The organism is Polycladomyces zharkentensis, from assembly GCF_016938855.1.
In the GTDB taxonomy this organism is placed as follows: domain Bacteria; phylum Bacillota; class Bacilli; order Thermoactinomycetales; family JIR-001; genus Polycladomyces; species Polycladomyces zharkentensis.
Genome location: NZ_JAFHAP010000004.1, coordinates 274,948 through 292,316, shown reverse-complemented (window position 1 = coordinate 292,316; position 17,369 = coordinate 274,948). Strand labels below are relative to the sequence as shown.

The window sequence follows — 17,369 nt, the reverse complement described above, 5'->3', positions numbered from 1 at the left end:
ATGAAAATCCGTTTGCGTGATGCAGGTGAAGCATTGAGTTTGTTCGGGCCTCACGATACCTATCTGAAGCGGATCGAGGCCAACACAACAGCCAAAATTGTTGCGCGCGGAGAAGAGGTCGTCATCACCGGCTCCCCTGAGGAACAAGCGGTGCTCGGCCATCTGTTCCGCGTCTTGTTGACATTGATTCGCCGGGGGACTTCCATCACCGAGCGGGATGTCGTGTACGCTCATCGTTTGGCCCGACAGGGAATGGCCGATGAACTGCTGGAGCTGTTTGACGAGCAGATCGGCACCACCTACAAAGGGAAATCCGTTCAGGCCAAAACGTTGGGCCAACGCCATTACGTCTCCGCCATACGGAAGCATGATATCGTCTTCGGTATCGGTCCCGCCGGGACGGGAAAGACGTTTCTGGCGGTCGTCATGGCGGTGACGGCGCTGAAGTCGCATCGTGTCAAGCGGATCGTGTTGACGCGGCCGGCGGTGGAGGCAGGCGAAAGCCTCGGGTTTCTGCCGGGAGACCTGCAGGAAAAAGTGGATCCGTATTTGCGACCGTTGTATGACAGTTTGTACACCATGCTTGGAGCGGAACAGGTGGCCAAAATGATGGAACGCGGATTGATCGAAGTGGCGCCCTTGGCGTATATGCGGGGCCGCACACTGGAGGATTCGTTCGTCATTTTGGATGAAGCGCAAAATACGACGCCCGAGCAGATGAAGATGTTTTTGACGCGGTTGGGATTCGGGTCCAAAATGGTCGTGACCGGTGACGTTACGCAAATTGATTTGCCCAAAGGTAAACAATCCGGATTAATAGAAGCGCAACGCGTGTTGCGATCGGTACCCGAAATCCGGTTCGTCTATTTGGGGCAGGAAGATGTTGTCCGTCACACATTGGTGCAAAAAATCATCGATGCTTATGATCGTTATGCCTAGCGGGAGAACGTGAAGGAGTCGATCAAAAGATGATATCCACCAATGAGCCTCCGTCCAGAAGGTTTCGACGCATACGGCTCCCTGCGGGCACGCAATCCAGCGTCCGCGTCCGCCTGTTGATCTACTTTACGGTCGGTGTGCTGTTGTACCTGATGATGATGAACGCGGTCTTACCCAAGCAATATGAGTTGTCACCGGGTTCGGTCAGCAAGGAAACCATCGTGTCGCCCGTCACCAAAGTGGACCCGGAGGCGACGGAGGCGGCCCGAAAACAGGCGGCGGATGCGGTTGAAAAGCAGTACCGGCGGGATGATGAACTGACGGGGATTCTGATCGAACGCTTGGATCGCATCTTCACGGACGCGCGTCGAATCGTCGCCGACACTTCTTTGACGGAGCAGCAGAAAATCAAAAGTGTGCGGGAATTGATCCCCTATCGTTTATCGGATGCCTTTTACACGCAACTCGTTCGAACCTCTCCCGACCAACTGACGGAAATGCGCTTCGTGAGCCGGGAGATCGCCCGCAACATCCTCTCATCCGGCGTCCGCCAGTCCGAATTGGAACAAAAGCGGAACGAGGTGGATCGCGAGCTGTTGGCATCGTCGATCAATGCCCAATCCCGCAGTGTCATACGGGAATTGGTACGGGCGAGCATTGTGCCCAACGAATTTTACGATGAAGCCAGGACCAAGGCGCTTCAGGAAGCGGCATGGGACAGTGTGGAGCCGGTACCGATCAAAAAGGGACAAATCATTGTTTCCGCCGGGGAAGTGATCACGCCCGATCAGCACCGCAAACTGAAGGAACTCGGCTTGATTCACGATTATACCAACCCATGGCCGCATTTCGGATTGGGTTTGTTTGTCTGTTTGCTGTTGGTCATGCTGTACGGTGCCGTCCACCGCTACCAACCCGATGTACATCGGGACAATGCGAAGCTCTTGATGTTGGCCACCATCGTATTGCTGACAGCCTCGGGGATGAAGGTGGTGGCGGTGGGACAAAATTTGGAATGGAGCACGTTGGGCTATTTGGCACCCGTCGCTTTCGGCACGATGTTGATCACACTGCTGTTGGACATCAATCTGGCGTTGAGTTGCGCGGTGCTGTTCGCCATTTTGGCCAGTGTGATCTTCAATACCGAAAGCCATCTGTTGTTTGATTTCCGTTACGGCTTGGTGTCATTGGTGATCGGAATGGCCGGTGCTTGGGGATTGGCAGGTGTACACAACCGCACTTCCATTTTGCGTGCCGGGCTGATCGCGTCATTGGCCAGCGTGGTGCCGATCACGGCGGTTTTTCTGCTGGCGCCGATCGAAAGCGGTTGGGGAGACTGGTTTTGGTCGATCGGGTTCGGTTTTGCCAGCGGGTTGTTCTCCGCTGTTCTCACGATCGGATTTTTGCCTTATTTTGAAACGGTCTTTGAAATCCTTTCCCCGCTCCGTCTGCTGGAACTGTCCAATCCCAACCATCCGCTGTTACGCAAACTGCTGATCGAAACACCCGGAACCTATCATCATTCGATCATTGTCGGCAATTTGTCCGAAGCGGCTGCAGAAGCCATCGGGGCAAACGGTCTTTTGGCGCGTGTGGGTGCGTATTATCACGATATCGGGAAAACCAAACGTCCTCAGTTTTTCATCGAAAACCAGATGGGGGAGAATCCGCACGACAAAATCTCGCCCAACCTGAGCAAAACCATCATCCTGTCCCATCCCAAGGACGGTGTGGAGATGTTGGAGGAACACGGCATCCCCAAACCGATTCGGGACATCGCTGCTCAACACCACGGTACAACATTGCTCAAATACTTTTATCACAAGGCAATGAAACAAAGTGACGGGGGAAAGGTGTTGGAAGAAGATTACCGCTATCCGGGGCCAAAAGCGCAATTTAAGGAAGCGGCCATCGTCGGCATTGCCGACTGCGTGGAGGCGGCCGTCCGGTCGCTGGCCCGTCCGACACCGGCCCGTATTGAAGGGATTGTGCGCAAAATCATCCGGGATCGTCTGGAAGACGGTCAATTCAATGAGTGCGATCTGACACTGAAAGAATTGGACGTGATCGCCCGATCCATGTGTGAAACCTTAAACGGCATCTTCCACTCACGCATCGAATATCCGGAAGAATGGCCGAACAAAGGGGTGAAACAGGCATGAGCATCACGATTGACCTCAATGTGGAAACCGATTTGACGGAATCCCAGCGTGCGGCACTGGTATGGATCGAACGGTGTCTGGCGGCGGGAGCGGAGATCGAACAATTGCCGTCTGCCGAAGTGTCCGTCACGTTGTTGGATAATGAGGCCATTCGCCGGTTGAACCACGAATACCGGGATGTGGACCGGCCCACGGATGTGTTGTCCTTCCCGTTGTGGGAGCCGGATGAGGAATGGGAAACCACGGACGGGGAGCCGGTTCCGTTGGGCGACATTTTCATCTCCATTCCACGTGCAGTGGAGCAAGCAGCGGAGTACGGACACTCATTCGAACGGGAACTGGGATTTCTCGCGGTACACGGTTTTTTGCATCTCTTGGGGTATGATCACGGCACGGAAGCGGAAGAAAAAGAGATGTTTACACGTCAGGAGGAGATTTTGGAACGAGTCGGCTTGAAAAGGTAGGGATTCTCTCATGTGGTTGGGCAAAGTGATCCGAAGTTTTCGATATGCGCTGGAAGGGTTGCGGTATACGCTGGTCACCCAGCGCAATATGCGTGTCCACTTTCTCAGTGCATTGGGCGTGTTGCTGTTAAGTTTGTACCTGCCGTTGACCAAGGCGGAAGCACTGTTGCTATTCGTCACCATCATCCTGGTGTTGGTGGCCGAATTGTTCAACACTGCCGTCGAATCGGTAGTGGACATGGTCACCGAAGAATTCCACCCGTTGGCCAAAGTGGCCAAAGACGTCGCCGCCGGCGCTGTATTGTTGTGCGCCGGTCTGGCTGTGGTGGTCGGCGTCAGTGTGTTCTGGCCCTATCTGGACAAACTGTTCTCCGCATATTTCAAAGGCTCCCATTATCCGCTCAACATCGGTCTTGCCGCGATTATCGCGTTTGACTTTTTCCTCACGCTCATGATCAAGGGTTGGATGCATCGATTGGATCGTGCACGTTGGGAACCCAGCATCACAACTTCCCTCGCTTTCTGCATCGCCACCTCGCTGGTCTTGATTATTGGTCAATTGCTGGTTACGATTTTGGTGTATTTGATGGCCCTCTTGCTGACGGGAACGAGATACCGCATGCATGACCGGGCAGAACCGGTGATCCTGGGTGCGCTGCTGGGAATCGTGGTAGCGGTCATCGGCGTGCAAATGCTGTAGGATGGATAGGAAGTGTCAATCCATCAGCAATCGTCACGTTTTCTCAACCGATCAACTTTGGGCGCAAGGATACGGAGCGAAGGCCGGGGCTGTTTGCGAAACTTTGTCAGCAATCCTGGGTAACCTGGAGATGATCCGGTTCCAAACGGTTACCAATGAGACAATGTAGATGGTGGGCAAAGGAGATTGGACATGGAGCGATTGATCGAAGCAGCGAAACAAGCGCGCGAGCAAGCCTATGTTCCCTATTCGCGGTTCCGGGTTGGAGCCGCTTTGTTGACGGACGAGGGAACCATATTTACGGGGTGCAACGTGGAAAACGCCTCGTACGGACTGACCAATTGTGCGGAACGGACGGCGCTGTTCAAAGCGGTGTCCGAAGGCGCCCGCCGATTTGCCGGGATTGCCGTGGTGGCGGATACGGAGTGGCCGGTTTCCCCCTGCGGTGCTTGCCGCCAGGTATTGTTTGAATTGTGCCCTCCGGACATGAAGGTGTGGTTGGCCAACCTCAAAGGTGACGTGACCGAAACAACAGTGGGGGAATTGTTGCCCGGCGCGTTCGGAAAGGGGGATTTGCGTGATGAGTGAAGGGCATAAATCGGGGTTTGTGGCGTTGATCGGCCGCCCCAACGTGGGGAAATCGACGCTGATGAACCACATCATCGGCCAGAAAGTGGCGATCATGTCGGACAAGCCGCAGACGACGCGGAACCAGATTCGCGGCGTATATACCGACGAACGCGGACAGATCATTTTTCTGGATACGCCCGGCATCCATAAACCCAAATCCAAACTGGGCGAATACTTGGTGAAAACGGCGCAAAACGCGTTGGAGGAAGTGGATTTGGTACTGTTCCTGGTTGATGCGAGCGAAGGACTGGGACCCGGTGATCGATACATCATCGAACACCTGAAGGGGATCAAAACGCCGGTCTTTCTGGTGATCAACAAAATCGACCAGGTTCATCCCGACGATCTGTTGCCGCTGATCGACCAGTACCGGCAACTGCACGACTTCGCGGAGTTTGTCCCCATTTCCGCGTTGCAGGGGAACAACACGTCCACGCTGGTACGGTTGATTTTCGAACGCTTGCCGGAAGGACCGGCTTACTATCCGGCAGACCAGGTGACGGATCACCCGGAGCGATTTATCGTCGGCGAACTGATCCGGGAAAAGGTGCTGTTTCTCACGCGCGAGGAAATTCCGCATTCCGTCGCGGTGATCGTGGAGGAGATGAAACAGCGCGATAACGGAGCCGTCTACGTTCGTGCCACCATTTACACCGAGCGGGATTCGCAAAAGGGCATCCTGATCGGCAAACGGGGCAGCATGCTCAAAGAAGTGGGCAGACTGGCGCGGGAGGAAATCGAGCGCCTCTTCGGCAGCAAGGTTTTCCTCGATTTATGGGTGAAAGTGAAGAAGGACTGGCGCAACGAAGAATTTCTCCTGCGGCAGTTCGGCTATCGGGAAGAGGATTGAACTGGAAGAAAAAGTTTCTGAGGATATCCCGCAATTCACACATACTCCTTCCGATCCCGGTCATCCTAACAGATGACAACAAAGCGGAAAGGATGATGCTGGTTGCGCGAATTCTTTTGGAACTGTTTTGCCGTGACTGGCAGTGTCGACGCATACTTGTTGTACAAGGATGCGGAGGCGTTAGCGAACGATTCCGCAGAAGAAACGCCGGATGACCGGGATGAGGAAGAGATAACCTAGGAAGGACGCGGCGTATGCTGATCAAAACGGAAGGCGTGGTGATCCGCACCCGCGATTACGGGGAAAGTCACAAGCTCGTCTGGTTGTTTACTCGGGAACAGGGCAAGGTCTCTGTGATGGCCCGCGGTGCCAAAAAGCCGAAAAGCCGTTTCAGCGCGGTGACCCAACCTTTTACCCACGGCGAATATGTGTGGTTTTCGGGAGGGAGCGGGTTGCCCACCTTGTCGCAAGCTGATCTCATTCATGCTCATCATTTGCTTCGCTCCGATCTGGAAAAAACGGCGATCGCCGCTTACCTGTCCGAACTGCTGGACCGCCTGACGGAAGAAAAGGAACCACACCCGCATTTGTTTGCATTGTGGACGTCCACCTTGTCGTTGTTAGAAACGGAAACCGATGCCGACATACTGCGCCATATCTTTGAATTGAAAGTGTTGGAAATGGCGGGATACCGTCCCTATCTGGACGGGTGCACCCGATGCAAACGGGCGGTACTGCCCGTTCGGTTCAGTGTTCGACACGGGGGATTTCTCTGTTTGGATTGCGCGTCGCATGACCCGGCTTCATTGCCGTTGTCCGAAGCGTCGGCCCGCATTTTGAAGCTGTTGCAACGGGCCGTGCCGGACCGGCTGGGGGAAGTTCGGGTCAAGGAAGAGACCAAGCGACAACTGGACAACGCATTGCGTGCGTTCATCGACGAGTATGTTCCCGTTCGTTTGCGATCGCGCGCATTTCTGGATCAGATGCGAGGCGGATGGGGCCGAGATTGACAAGGTCCTTTTTTCTTTGGTATAAATAGTCTATCTCCAAAACTGAACAACGGAAGTGCGATGAGAGAAAGGAGTAACCGGATCTTTCGTGTCTGAGCGAGCCGGGGAGGGTGGAAGCCCGGCCACGGAACCCGGTGAAGGGCAGTCTCGAGCACGAGTGCAAAAGAGGGGATCGACTGAAAGATGCGGTCGGTCAAATAGGGTGGAACCGCGGGAAACCTCCCGTCCCTATGTGAAAGGGGACAGGGGGGTTTTTGTCGTTCTCCGCGGAACGGGGCGGACCTGGTCATTCATGGTTCACCCGGTCAATGTGCAAGGATCGTAGGCACAAGAGCGTGTCCGGCAAATGGGAGATCGAGGAACATCGTTCCCCGATGAGCGACTTCATCACGCGGGGAATGAGCCGGGGAAAGGGACCCCGGAGACAGCCGTTTTGATCATGCCTGATTGGTCGTGCCATGATGATGGAGGTGGAATGATGAACTTTCAGGAAATGATTTTGCGTTTGCAGTCGTTTTGGGCCGAACAGGGCTGTGTCCTGGTCCAACCGTACGATGTGGAAAAAGGGGCCGGGACGATGAACCCGATGACGTTTTTGCGCGCGTTGGGTCCGGAACCTTGGAACGTGGCGTATGTGGAGCCCTCGCGCCGGCCGGCTGACGGCCGCTACGGGGAAAACCCGAACCGCCTGTACCAGCATCACCAGTTCCAGGTGATCATGAAACCGTCACCCGACAATATCCAGGAAATCTACCTGGACAGCCTGCGTGCGCTGGGAATCGATCCGCGGCATCACGACATCCGATTCGTCGAGGACAACTGGGAAAACCCCGCCATGGGGGCTGCCGGCCTTGGATGGGAAGTATGGCTCGACGGGATGGAGATCACCCAATTCACCTACTTCCAACAAGTGGGGGGACTGGATGTCGATCCGGTTTCGGTGGAGCTGACATACGGACTCGAACGGTTGGCGACCTACATCCAGGAGAAGGAGAGCGTCTACGATCTGGAGTGGGTGAACGGCGTTACCTACGGCGACGTGTTCCACCAGCCGGAATACGAGCACTCCAAATACTCGTTTGAGATCTCCGACGCCGATCTGTTGTTCCGCCTGTTCGACGCCTACGAAAACGAGGCGAAACGGGCGCTGGAAGCAAAGTTGGTACACGCCGCCTACGATTATGTGCTCAAATGCTCTCACACGTTCAATCTGTTGGAAGCGCGCGGTGCAATCAGCGTGACCGAACGAACCGGCTATTTGGCCCGTGTGCGCAACATGGCCCGGCAATGTGCCCGCGCGTATGTTCAGTCCCGGGAGGAACTGGGGTATCCCTTGCTGAAAAAAGGAGGGAATCAGCGTGACGAAGCGTGATTTGTTGCTGGAAATCGGTTGCGAGGAAATTCCCGCCCGGTTTATCGATGATCTGCGCCACCAATTGGCCGACCGGTTGCAAAAATGGTTGAAGGAACAGCGCATCGACGCAAAAGAGGCGGTTACATACGCAACACCACGCCGGATCGCGGTTTTGATCGGCGATGTGGCCGAACGGCAGGAGGACTTGGATGAGGAAGTGCGGGGTCCGGCCAAAAAAATCGCTCTTACGCCTGACGGCAGCTGGAGCAAAGCGGCGGAGGGGTTCGCCCGGAAACAGGGAGTCCCGGTCGATGCGTTGGTGTTTGACGAATTCAAAGGGGAAACGTATGTGTTTGCCCGCAAAAGGGTGGAAGGGCAACCGACGGCGACACTGTTGGCTGAAGGTCTGCCGTCGGTACTTTCCTCGCTTCATTTCCCCAAGACGATGCGTTGGGGAGCGGAGCGCACCCGCTTTATCCGCCCGGTTCGCTGGTTGGTCTGTCTGTTTGGCGAAGAGACCGTTTCGTTTTCATGGGCCGGTGTGACCGCTGGCAACCGGACGAGGGGCCATCGGTTCTTGGGGAAAGAGGTGACGTTGTCTCATCCGGGTCAATATGTGGAAGCCCTTCGTGAGCAATGGGTGATCGCTGACGTCAATGAGCGGCGAGAGAGGATATTGGACCAGTTGCGGCGGATGGAAGCGGAGCGCGGATGGCGCATTCCGGTCGCGGAAGATTTGTTGGACGAAGTGACGCACCTGGTGGAGTACCCGACGGTACTTGCCGGTTCGTTCGATCCAGATTTTCTGGTGTTGCCGCGTGCCGTGCTGATCACCACGATGCGGGAACATCAGCGTTACTTCCCCGTGGAATCCGCCGATGGCCGTTTGTTGCCGCATTTTGTCACCGTGCGTAACGGGGACGAAACCTCCCTCGACGTGGTGGCCAAAGGGAATGAAAAGGTACTGCGCGCTCGTTTGGCTGATGCCCGATTCTTCTATGACGAGGACCTGAAGCTGCCGATCGATCAGGCGGTGGAAAAGCTGGATCAGGTGGTGTTTCACGAAGAATTGGGCACCGTGGGCGACAAAGTGCGGCGGATTGTCCATATGGCGGACCGTCTGGCCGATGCGTTGCAATGGGAAGAAGACCGTCGACGGGTATTGAAACGGGCGGCACAGATCTGCAAATTCGATCTGTCCACGCAGATGGTCTACGAGTTCCCCGAGCTGGAAGGTATCATGGGCGAGGAATATGCGCGAAAAGCCGGGGAAGACGAAGAAGTGGCACGGGCGATCAGGGAACATCACCAACCGCGCCATGCCGGGGATGAGACACCGCAGTCCGCGATTGGTGCCGTGATCGGGTTGGCTGACAAAATGGACACGGTCGCCGCTTGTTTCGGAATCGGCATCCAGCCGTCCGGTTCGCAAGATCCCTACGGCTTGCGGAGAAGAGCTTCCGGTATCGTGCAAATCTTGTTGGACCATGGTTGGTCTCAATTGACACTGGATCAGTTGTGGGCAATCGCGCTGGAGCGCCTGCAATCGGAGGGGCTTTTGAAAAAATCGGCGGAGGAAACCGCGGAAGAATTGCGTTCGTTCTTTGCACAACGTTTGAAAACGGTACTGCAGGAAGAAAACATTCGTTACGATGTGATTGACGCGGTACTGGGTGCGGACATATCCCGGCCCAAGCTGGTGTTGGCCAAAGCGAAAGTATTGATGGACCGGGCGAACGCCTACGAAACCTACAAACTGGCCGTAGAAGGCTTCACCCGTACAGCCAATCTCGGTGTCAAGGGTACGCACGATGTGCCGTTGGCGGAAGCTGATATGACGGAGCCGGCCGAGCGCAAGTTGTACGAAGCCTATCAGGAGGCAGAAAAGGCCTTTATGGCGAGCTTGTCGGAGCAGGATGCCGACGGTATGTATGAAGCGTTGGCGTCGATGGTTCCCGTCATCCACCGGTTTTTCGACGAAGTCTTGGTGATGGTGGAGGACGAAACCGTCCGGACACGCAGACTGGGTTTGTTGCGCCGGATCACGGATTTGGTGCATCAGTTCGCACGGTTCGATCAATTGGTCTTGACGTAATAAAAACGGCCGTTCCATCACGGAACGGCCTTCGTTGTTGACAAAGCCATGGGCTTCGATTGCAACACCCCTTTTTGAGACCGGAAAAACGACGCAGATAACCCCTCATTTCGTTTAGACCTAGGTTATCCTCCTGGGACGACGAACCAACTCACCCGCGCCAATTTGGGCATTTAAATAGCATCATTTCAGTGCAGTTTCGACAACATGTGCATTCAAAAGAGCAAATATATGCTTCATCATGATGGTGAAGTGACTTTCCGCATTTTTCACACTCATCTTTCATTTTCAAAGGCATCATTTCATCACTCTCAAAATGTGTGATAAAGCATTGTTTGTTCGTCTGTCTACGTGATTCCCTCCAAACGAAGCAGTTCAGCCTTGAGATCCAGTCCGCCTCGATACCCTGTCAAGGTTCCGTTTTTGCCAATGACGCGATGGCATGGGATGACCACCGGTATCGGGTTAGCGGCGTTTGCAGCTCCGACGGCCCGAACAGCTAACGGTCGGTTGATTGCCTTTGCAATTTCCGAGTAGCTCTTAGTGGTTCCATAGGGAATGTCAAGCAGTGCTTTCCATACTTGAATTTGAAATGGAGTCCCCCGAAGATCGAGTGGAAAGGTAAACGCTTTTCTCCTTGATTCAAAATACGCTTTCAGTTGTTGGATATATTCGGACAATAACGTTTCATCTTTTACCAAAATGGAACTTCCCATGTGTTTTTGAGCCCAACGTTCAAGTGCTTCAAACGATTCGTTGGGCAATGTAATACAGCATAGCCCGGCTTTCGTGGCAGCCAAACGAAATGTCCGGTTTCCGAGATTACATATGCCCCAATAGACATTCTCCGGTTCTTTGGTCAAAACGTTCTCCTCCTTTGACGGATTTCAGGTGAGAATTTCTGAACTCCGAAGGGGTTTGACCGGTCACCTTTTGGAATACAGACGAAAAGTGCGAGAGGCTGTTAAAGCCAATGGCGAGGGCGATTTCTGTAATCGTATTGTACCGAGGATCTTTTAAAGCTTGTTTAGCTGCGTTGATCCTGAATTGCAACAAGTACTCAGCGGGTGTCATTCCCGTGAAACGCTTAAAAATTCGGTGTAGATGATAGGGACTGATCGTCACTTCACCGGACAACTGGGCAAGCGTAAGCTTATCATGATAACGGGTATGGATCATTTTTTTCACATCTTCCACAAGCTCTGCGTCTGGACCAAGCGGGCCTTGATCCGGGAGACACCGTTTACACGGGCGAAAACCGGAAACGATCGCTTCATCAACGCTTCGGAAAATACGGACATTGCGTATGTTTGGAGTGCGGGAACGGCATGATGGCCTGCAAAAGATACCGGTTGTGATCACGCCGTAGTAATATTTCCCATCAAAAGTGGTTTCACAATTGACAATCGCTTTCCAAAGCGCTTCGTTCATTTTCATAACCTCCACGTTTACAATACACCCGGTAGTCGGGTGACGTAAAGACATGCTGAATATGATAGCAAGAATTTGAAAGCGAACGAGTGGGTGATATGGATAAGTGAGAGGGTCGATTTCCCGCGGGCGGCCATTGCTTTGTGATGCAGGAGCGAAAGGAATTTCGGCGCACCCAAATCACGATGGTAGACATTTTGTCAGCAGAATCAGGCCGTTCCATCACGGAACGGCCTTGTTCTTTATCGTTTTTTCAATTGACGCAACGTATCCAGGAATACCGGCAGCTGTTCCGACGTTTCTCCGGCGGTCAAGCTGATCGGTGTAGCGGTATCCACTTCTTCGGCAAAATCGAGCAATTCCGGGTGCGCTTCCTCCGGGAAGGGGATGTGCGCCGTATGGGGGGTGTCCCCCCAACTGACTGCATAGGAAAGGCGGACCATCGCTATATGTTCCTGGGTCTGTCTGTAAAATTCCCGCCAAGATCGCGGTGCGTTCATGATCTCCTTTTCCGTTGCACCGGCAAACAAACTGCGGGATCGGTGCATATAGGACAAAACGTTGGATGCAATGCGCGCATGAGCGGTGTCCAGGCACAGTTTCACATCGGTCGCCTGCGTGATTTGCAGCAGATGACGCGGTGTGCGCAAAGCAGGGTGGATACGGGCCTGCCCCGGTTCAAAATACAGGGGACCTCCCATCGGTGCATTTTCGATCAGCAGATGGATACCGAGCGGTTTGGCGATTTCCTCGATCTGGCGCAGCTGCTTGATCACCGTTTCCACGTATTGGGTTTTGAAATCATGCAAGGCATTGAAATCATGGGGACGCTCGTCCAGAAACTCGAATATTTCTCCCAGTGTAACGGTGGCCCCGAATCCGATCACCCATTTGGGTTGTTCCAAAAACAGAGGTGCAACGGTTTCCAACCAATATCGCCAATTTTCAAGTTCAAAAGAGGGAGTACCCAACCCCATGTCGGGAGAAACGCGAAAGGCCATCGGCTCCGTGCCGGAAGTTCGGAACAAGTCGGCCAGTTCCTCCGTTGTGTACCGTGCGGGCGAAAGTTGCAACTCCACCCGGCGAATGCCCATTTTGCCGATGGTATGCATCTGATGGAGATCGGGCGCACTCGTCACCGCCACCGGATTGGAAAACAGCATGAGAATTCCTCCATTGACCACTTGATTTTCTTCCAATTCATAGAAAAACGCGGATTGCAATCAGCGTGGTACTGTTCAAGAGAGCCCCCGTTGCAGGCGGACATGATCTGCTTGCCGGGAGCATTCAGGTGAACAAGCCGGGAAAGCGGCGCGTACGCTATGGATCAGACACCCGTTAGTTTTCCCCAAACGAAAAAACTCATGAAGAAAATCGGTTGCAGACAAGCTGGGAATGGGATATAGTATATACTAAATGGTGAAACAAACGATTCAGTATGACATAATAAGTGTGCGGATCATACTGGGGGTGTGGGGAGATCGAGCTAACCAAACGACAAGAGCGGATCTTGCAAATCGTCAAAGATGAAGGTCCGATCACCGGTGAGCAAATCGCCGAGAAGCTCAATCTGACAAGAGCCACGTTGCGCCCTGATCTGGCCATCCTGACGATGGCGGGATTTTTGGATGCACGACCTCGGGTGGGGTATTTTTATGCCGGCAAATCAGCCAATCAACTTCTCGGCGAACATGTGCGCAAATTGATGGTCAAGGATTACAAATCATTGCCGATTGTGGTCAAAGAGGAAACCTCCGCATATGACGCCATTTGCACCATGTTTCTCGAAGACGTCGGTACCCTGTTCGTTGTCAAGGAGAATAAACAGCTGGCCGGAGTTGTCTCACGGAAAGATTTATTGAAAACGGCCATGGGCAAACAGGACTTGCAAACGATCCCCGTCAGCATTGTCATGACCCGGATGCCCAACATCGTCACGTGCTCGCCGGACGATTCGTTGTTGGATGCAGCGGCCAAGTTGATGCGGTATCAGGTGGACGCGCTTCCAGTGGTGCGCCCGATGGAGGACGGCGACGGGGTGGAAGTGATCGGACGCATCACCAAAACAACGATCACCAAAGCGTTTGTGGAACTGGGACAACATACGGATGTCTGATATAGGAGGGGAAGAACCATATCCAACCAAACCCAGCAGCCGATTGTTTTTGTCGTTTCCGATTCCATCGGAGAAACGGCCGAATTTGTGGTCCGGGCGGCCTCCAGCCAGTTTAACGGAGGGCATATCGACATTCGGCGTGTCCCATATGTGGACGATAAGGGCACGATCATGGAAACGGTCCAAGCGGCAAAAGAAGTGAACGGTATGATTGCGTTCACACTGGTGGTTCCGGAGTTGCAGCAGTTTTTGCTGGAAGAGGCGGGTAAAGCGGGCATTCCTGTCGTGGACATCATGGGACCCATGATTGAAGGCCTGTCCCGTTTGTTCCGACAGGAACCCAAACGAGAACCCGGATTGGTCCACCGTCTGGACGAAGATTATTTTCGCAGGGTGGAAGCGATCGAATTTGCGGTCAAATACGATGACGGCCGCGACCCGCGCGGACTGTTGCGCGCAGACGTCATCTTGATCGGCGTGTCGCGCACCTCCAAAACGCCGCTCTCCATGTATTTGGCACACAAGCGGCTGAAAGTGGCCAACGTGCCGCTTGTTCCGGAAGTGGAGCCTCCGGAGGAGCTCTTTATGATCGACAACAAAAAATGCATCGGACTCACCATTCAGCCCGAGCAATTGAACAACATCCGGCGTGAACGTCTCAAGGCGCTGGGGTTGACGTCAAGGGCCAACTACGCCAATATGGAGCGGATTCTGCAAGAGCTCGATTACGCGGAAAAAATTATGAAGCGGGTTGGCTGTCCGATCGTCGACGTTTCCAACAAAGCAGTGGAAGAAACGGCCAACCTGATTCTGGACATTCTGCGCAAGGGAGGCACTGCTGTATGAGCGAGAAGCGAGTCTACCTGTTTCATGAAGGAAACGCCCAAATGCGGAACCTGTTGGGAGGCAAAGGCGCCAATCTGGCCGAGATGACCCGCGCCGGCCTCCCGGTTCCTCCGGGGTTTACGATTACCACGAAAGCGTGCAACGATTACTATGCCGGCGGGAAACAATTGTCCGAAGGACTAATGAATGAGGTTCGAAAAGCATTGGCAGAATTGGAAGCGCAAACAGGGAAAAAATTGGGCGACCCGTCCAACCCGCTGTTGGTGTCTGTGCGTTCCGGAGCGGTGTACTCGATGCCCGGCATGATGGACACCATTTTGAACCTGGGACTCAATGACGAAACGGTGGAAGGATTGGCGCAACTGACCGGAAATCCCCGGTTTGCCTATGACTGCTACCGCCGGTTCATCCAGATGTTCGGTGATGTGGTTCTGGGGATCGACCACTACCGTTTTGAGCGGATCATCGACAACGTCAAGGAATCGCGGGGCGTCAAACATGATCCGGAATTGTCAGCGGAAGATTGGAAACAGGTGATCGCTTCGTTCCAGAAACTCGTGCAGGAACAGACCGGTGAGGCATTCCCGCAGGATCCGCATGAACAATTGCGCCGGGCGGTGATCGCGGTATTTGACTCCTGGAACAACCAGCGTGCCATATTCTATCGCAAACTGCACAAAATTCCCGATGATTTGGGGACGGCCGTCAACGTGCAGATGATGGTGTTTGGCAATATGGGAGACGATTCGGGCACCGGTGTGGCGTTTACCCGCAACCCCTCGACCGGAGAGAAAACGCTTTACGGCGAATTTCTCATCAATGCCCAAGGGGAAGACGTCGTCGCCGGCATCCGCACCCCCCAACCGATTGCCCGACTGGCCGAACAAATGCCGGAGATCTACAAGCAGTTCCAGGAGATCAGCCAACGCCTGGAGCATCACTATCGTGACATGCAGGACATCGAATTTACGGTGGAACGGGGCAAATTGTTCATTCTCCAAACCCGGGCGGGCAAACGGACGGCCCATGCGGCCGTGAAAATCGCGGTCGATATGGTCCGGGAAGGCATCATCGACAAACAGACGGCCCTGTTGCGCGTCGACCCGGACCAGTTGAACCAGATATTGCATCGCCGTGTCGATCCCGACGCCCGGCTGGAAGTGTTGGCCAAAGGGTTGCCGGCTTCCCCGGGTGCGGCTTCCGGGCAAGTGGTGTTTGATGCCGACACTGCAGAAAAATGGGCCAACGAGGGGCAACGGGTCATTTTGGTCCGGCCGGAAACGACACCGGAAGATATTCACGGTATCATCGCCGCCGAAGGTGTGTTGACCAGCCGGGGCGGCATGACCAGCCATGCGGCCGTAGTGGCGCGCGGTATGGGGAAACCGTGCATTTGCGGTTGCGAAGAGCTGAGAATTGACTTGCAGCGGAAAGAACTGCATATCGGGGACACTGTGATTCGTGAGGGGGATCGCCTGTCCATCGACGGCGGGACCGGGAAGGTGTTGCTGGGTGAAGTCCCCCTCATCGATCCTGAACTCTCCGGGGAATTCCAGACATTGCTCACCTGGGCGGATGAGGTGCGCAAGCTGAAAGTAAGGGCCAATGCTGACAATCCGCATGATGCGGCCAAAGCTCGGGAATTTGGTGCTGAAGGGATCGGGTTGTGCCGGACTGAGCACATGTTTATGGAGGCCGAGCGCGTTCCGATCGTCCAGGAGATGATCCTGGCGGAAACATTGGAAGAGCGTCAGGCAGCACTGAACAAACTCCTTCCCATGCAACGCGAGGATTTTGTCGGCATCTTCCGGGCGATGGACGGCCTGCCCGTGACCATCCGTCTGTTGGACCCGCCGCTACATGAGTTTTTGCCGGACTTGGAAGAGCTGTTGGTGGAAATCACCCGGCTGCGGATGACGTCGGATGCGGACAAGCGGGAACTGCTGAAAAAAGAAAACCTGTTGCGCAAGGTACGGACCCTGCATGAGTTCAACCCGATGCTGGGGCACCGTGGATGTCGATTGGGCATTATCCATCCGGAAATTTATGCGATGCAGGTGCGGGCCATTTTTGAAGCAGTCTCCATCGTCAAAAAAGAAGGGGTCGATGTGCAGCCCGAGATCATGATTCCGCTGGTGGGTCATGTCAACGAACTGCATGAGATGCGCAAACTGGTGGAGGAAGTGGCGGAACAGGTTCAACAGGAGACGGGTGTTTCGATTCCGTTTAGCATCGGTACGATGATTGAAGTGCCGCGCGCGGCGCTGACGGCCGATCAAATCGCCAAGGAAGCGGACTTCTTCTCCTTCGGCACCAACGATTTGACGCAGACGACGTTCGGTTACAGCCGCGACGATGCGGAAGGCAAATTCCTGCATCAGTACGTGGACCAAAAAATCTTGCCCGATAATCCCTTCATCACGCTTGACACCGAAGGGGTGGGCAAGCTGGTTTCCATGGGCGTCCAGCTGGGCCGCCAGACCAAACCCGATCTGAAAACGGGAATCTGCGGTGAACACGGCGGCGAAAAACGTTCCATTCAATTCTGCCACAACACCGGACTGAACTACGTCAGCTGTTCGCCGTTCCGGGTTCCTTTGGCGCGTCTGGCGGCTGCTCAAGCCGCTTTGTCGGCTGAACGCTCTTGATACCGGAAGCGTGTGTGGGTAGCTGCTCTCATCTTTCGAAGCACGGGAGTGATTCCCCGACGATCCCATACAGGGCTGACCGATTCCGGTAGAGCGAAGCACCGGAAAGAGGGGAGACAGAAGG

General features: G+C 54.4%; 17 protein-coding genes. 13 read left to right on the top strand and 4 right to left on the bottom strand.

Translation table 11 applies throughout. The features are described 5' to 3' along the window. The 10 genes from JQC72_RS03280 to glyS all read left to right on the top strand — a co-directional run bounded on the left by JQC72_RS03280 (position 1) and on the right by glyS (position 10,204). Entirely contained in the window at positions 1-939 is a 939-nt protein-coding gene (locus tag JQC72_RS03280; protein WP_205493235.1) for a PhoH family protein, read from the top strand. 29 nt (positions 940-968) lie between these two features. Then, positions 969-3,101, top strand: a complete 2,133-nt coding sequence (locus tag JQC72_RS03275; RefSeq protein WP_205492720.1) for an HD family phosphohydrolase — start codon at positions 969-971, stop codon at positions 3,099-3,101. Next, complete coding sequence (gene ybeY / locus JQC72_RS03270; protein WP_205492718.1) at positions 3,098-3,565, top strand: rRNA maturation RNase YbeY; 468 nt, start codon at positions 3,098-3,100, stop codon at positions 3,563-3,565. The genes JQC72_RS03275 and ybeY overlap by 4 nt, the downstream gene beginning before the upstream one ends. Positions 3,566-3,575: 10 nt before the next feature. Next, positions 3,576-4,265 (top strand): diacylglycerol kinase, encoded by a 690-nt coding sequence (locus JQC72_RS03265; RefSeq protein WP_205492716.1) that lies wholly within the window; start codon positions 3,576-3,578, stop codon positions 4,263-4,265. 192 nt (positions 4,266-4,457) lie between these two features. Then, positions 4,458-4,853 carry a cytidine deaminase gene (locus tag JQC72_RS03260; protein WP_419179829.1) on the top strand — a complete coding sequence of 132 codons (396 nt, stop codon included), beginning with the start codon at positions 4,458-4,460 and terminating at the stop codon, positions 4,851-4,853. Next, the gene (era, locus tag JQC72_RS03255) at positions 4,846-5,745 is read left to right on the top strand and encodes a GTPase Era (RefSeq protein ID WP_205492712.1); all 900 of its coding nucleotides are present in this window, start codon (positions 4,846-4,848) and stop codon (positions 5,743-5,745) included. Before JQC72_RS03260 ends, era begins: the two co-directional genes overlap by 8 nt. Before the next feature lie 102 nt (positions 5,746-5,847). Next, positions 5,848-5,985 (top strand): YqzL family protein, encoded by a 138-nt coding sequence (locus JQC72_RS03250; RefSeq protein WP_205492710.1) that lies wholly within the window; start codon positions 5,848-5,850, stop codon positions 5,983-5,985. Between the two features lie 14 nt (positions 5,986-5,999). Beyond that, positions 6,000-6,755, top strand: a complete 756-nt coding sequence (gene recO / locus JQC72_RS03245) for a DNA repair protein RecO (RefSeq protein ID WP_205492708.1) — start codon at positions 6,000-6,002, stop codon at positions 6,753-6,755. Positions 6,756-7,233: 478 nt separating this feature from the next. Then, the gene (gene glyQ, locus JQC72_RS03240; RefSeq protein WP_205492706.1) at positions 7,234-8,127 is read left to right on the top strand and encodes a glycine--tRNA ligase subunit alpha; all 894 of its coding nucleotides are present in this window, start codon (positions 7,234-7,236) and stop codon (positions 8,125-8,127) included. Continuing rightward, a complete protein-coding gene (glyS, locus tag JQC72_RS03235; RefSeq protein WP_205492704.1) occupies positions 8,114-10,204 on the top strand; it encodes a glycine--tRNA ligase subunit beta in 2,091 nt (696 codons plus the stop codon). Before glyQ ends, glyS begins: the two co-directional genes overlap by 14 nt. Positions 10,205-10,355: 151 nt before the next feature. Here the strand turns inward: glyS and JQC72_RS03230 are convergent, their stop codons facing one another. From JQC72_RS03230 to JQC72_RS03215, 4 genes are all read right to left on the bottom strand, one after another. Continuing rightward, positions 10,356-10,490, bottom strand: a complete 135-nt coding sequence (locus JQC72_RS03230) for a DUF1272 domain-containing protein (protein ID WP_302104478.1) — start codon at positions 10,488-10,490, stop codon at positions 10,356-10,358. Between the two features lie 61 nt (positions 10,491-10,551). Continuing rightward, positions 10,552-11,067, bottom strand: a complete 516-nt coding sequence (locus tag JQC72_RS03225; protein WP_302104450.1) for a methylated-DNA--[protein]-cysteine S-methyltransferase — start codon at positions 11,065-11,067, stop codon at positions 10,552-10,554. Further along, positions 11,027-11,635: a bifunctional transcriptional activator/DNA repair enzyme AdaA gene (locus JQC72_RS03220; RefSeq protein WP_205492702.1), complete on the bottom strand. Its 609-nt coding sequence runs from the start codon at positions 11,633-11,635 to the stop codon at positions 11,027-11,029. The genes JQC72_RS03225 and JQC72_RS03220 overlap by 41 nt, the downstream gene beginning before the upstream one ends. Positions 11,636-11,877: 242 nt before the next feature. Further along, complete coding sequence (locus JQC72_RS03215) at positions 11,878-12,798, bottom strand: apurinic/apyrimidinic endonuclease family protein (RefSeq protein WP_205492699.1); 921 nt, start codon at positions 12,796-12,798, stop codon at positions 11,878-11,880. A 317-nt stretch (positions 12,799-13,115) separates the two neighbouring features. Between JQC72_RS03215 and ccpN the strand changes: the two genes are divergently transcribed. From ccpN to ppdK, 3 genes are read left to right on the top strand one after another with little or no spacing between them, the layout of a single operon-like run. Continuing rightward, positions 13,116-13,751: a transcriptional regulator CcpN gene (gene ccpN / locus JQC72_RS03210; protein WP_205493230.1), complete on the top strand. Its 636-nt coding sequence runs from the start codon at positions 13,116-13,118 to the stop codon at positions 13,749-13,751. A gap of 18 nt (positions 13,752-13,769) precedes the next feature. After that, positions 13,770-14,597 carry a pyruvate, water dikinase regulatory protein gene (locus JQC72_RS03205; protein WP_205493232.1) on the top strand — a complete coding sequence of 276 codons (828 nt, stop codon included), beginning with the start codon at positions 13,770-13,772 and terminating at the stop codon, positions 14,595-14,597. After that, the gene (gene ppdK, locus JQC72_RS03200; protein ID WP_205492697.1) at positions 14,594-17,245 is read left to right on the top strand and encodes a pyruvate, phosphate dikinase; all 2,652 of its coding nucleotides are present in this window, start codon (positions 14,594-14,596) and stop codon (positions 17,243-17,245) included. The genes JQC72_RS03205 and ppdK overlap by 4 nt, the downstream gene beginning before the upstream one ends. Positions 17,246-17,369 lie beyond the last annotated feature (124 nt).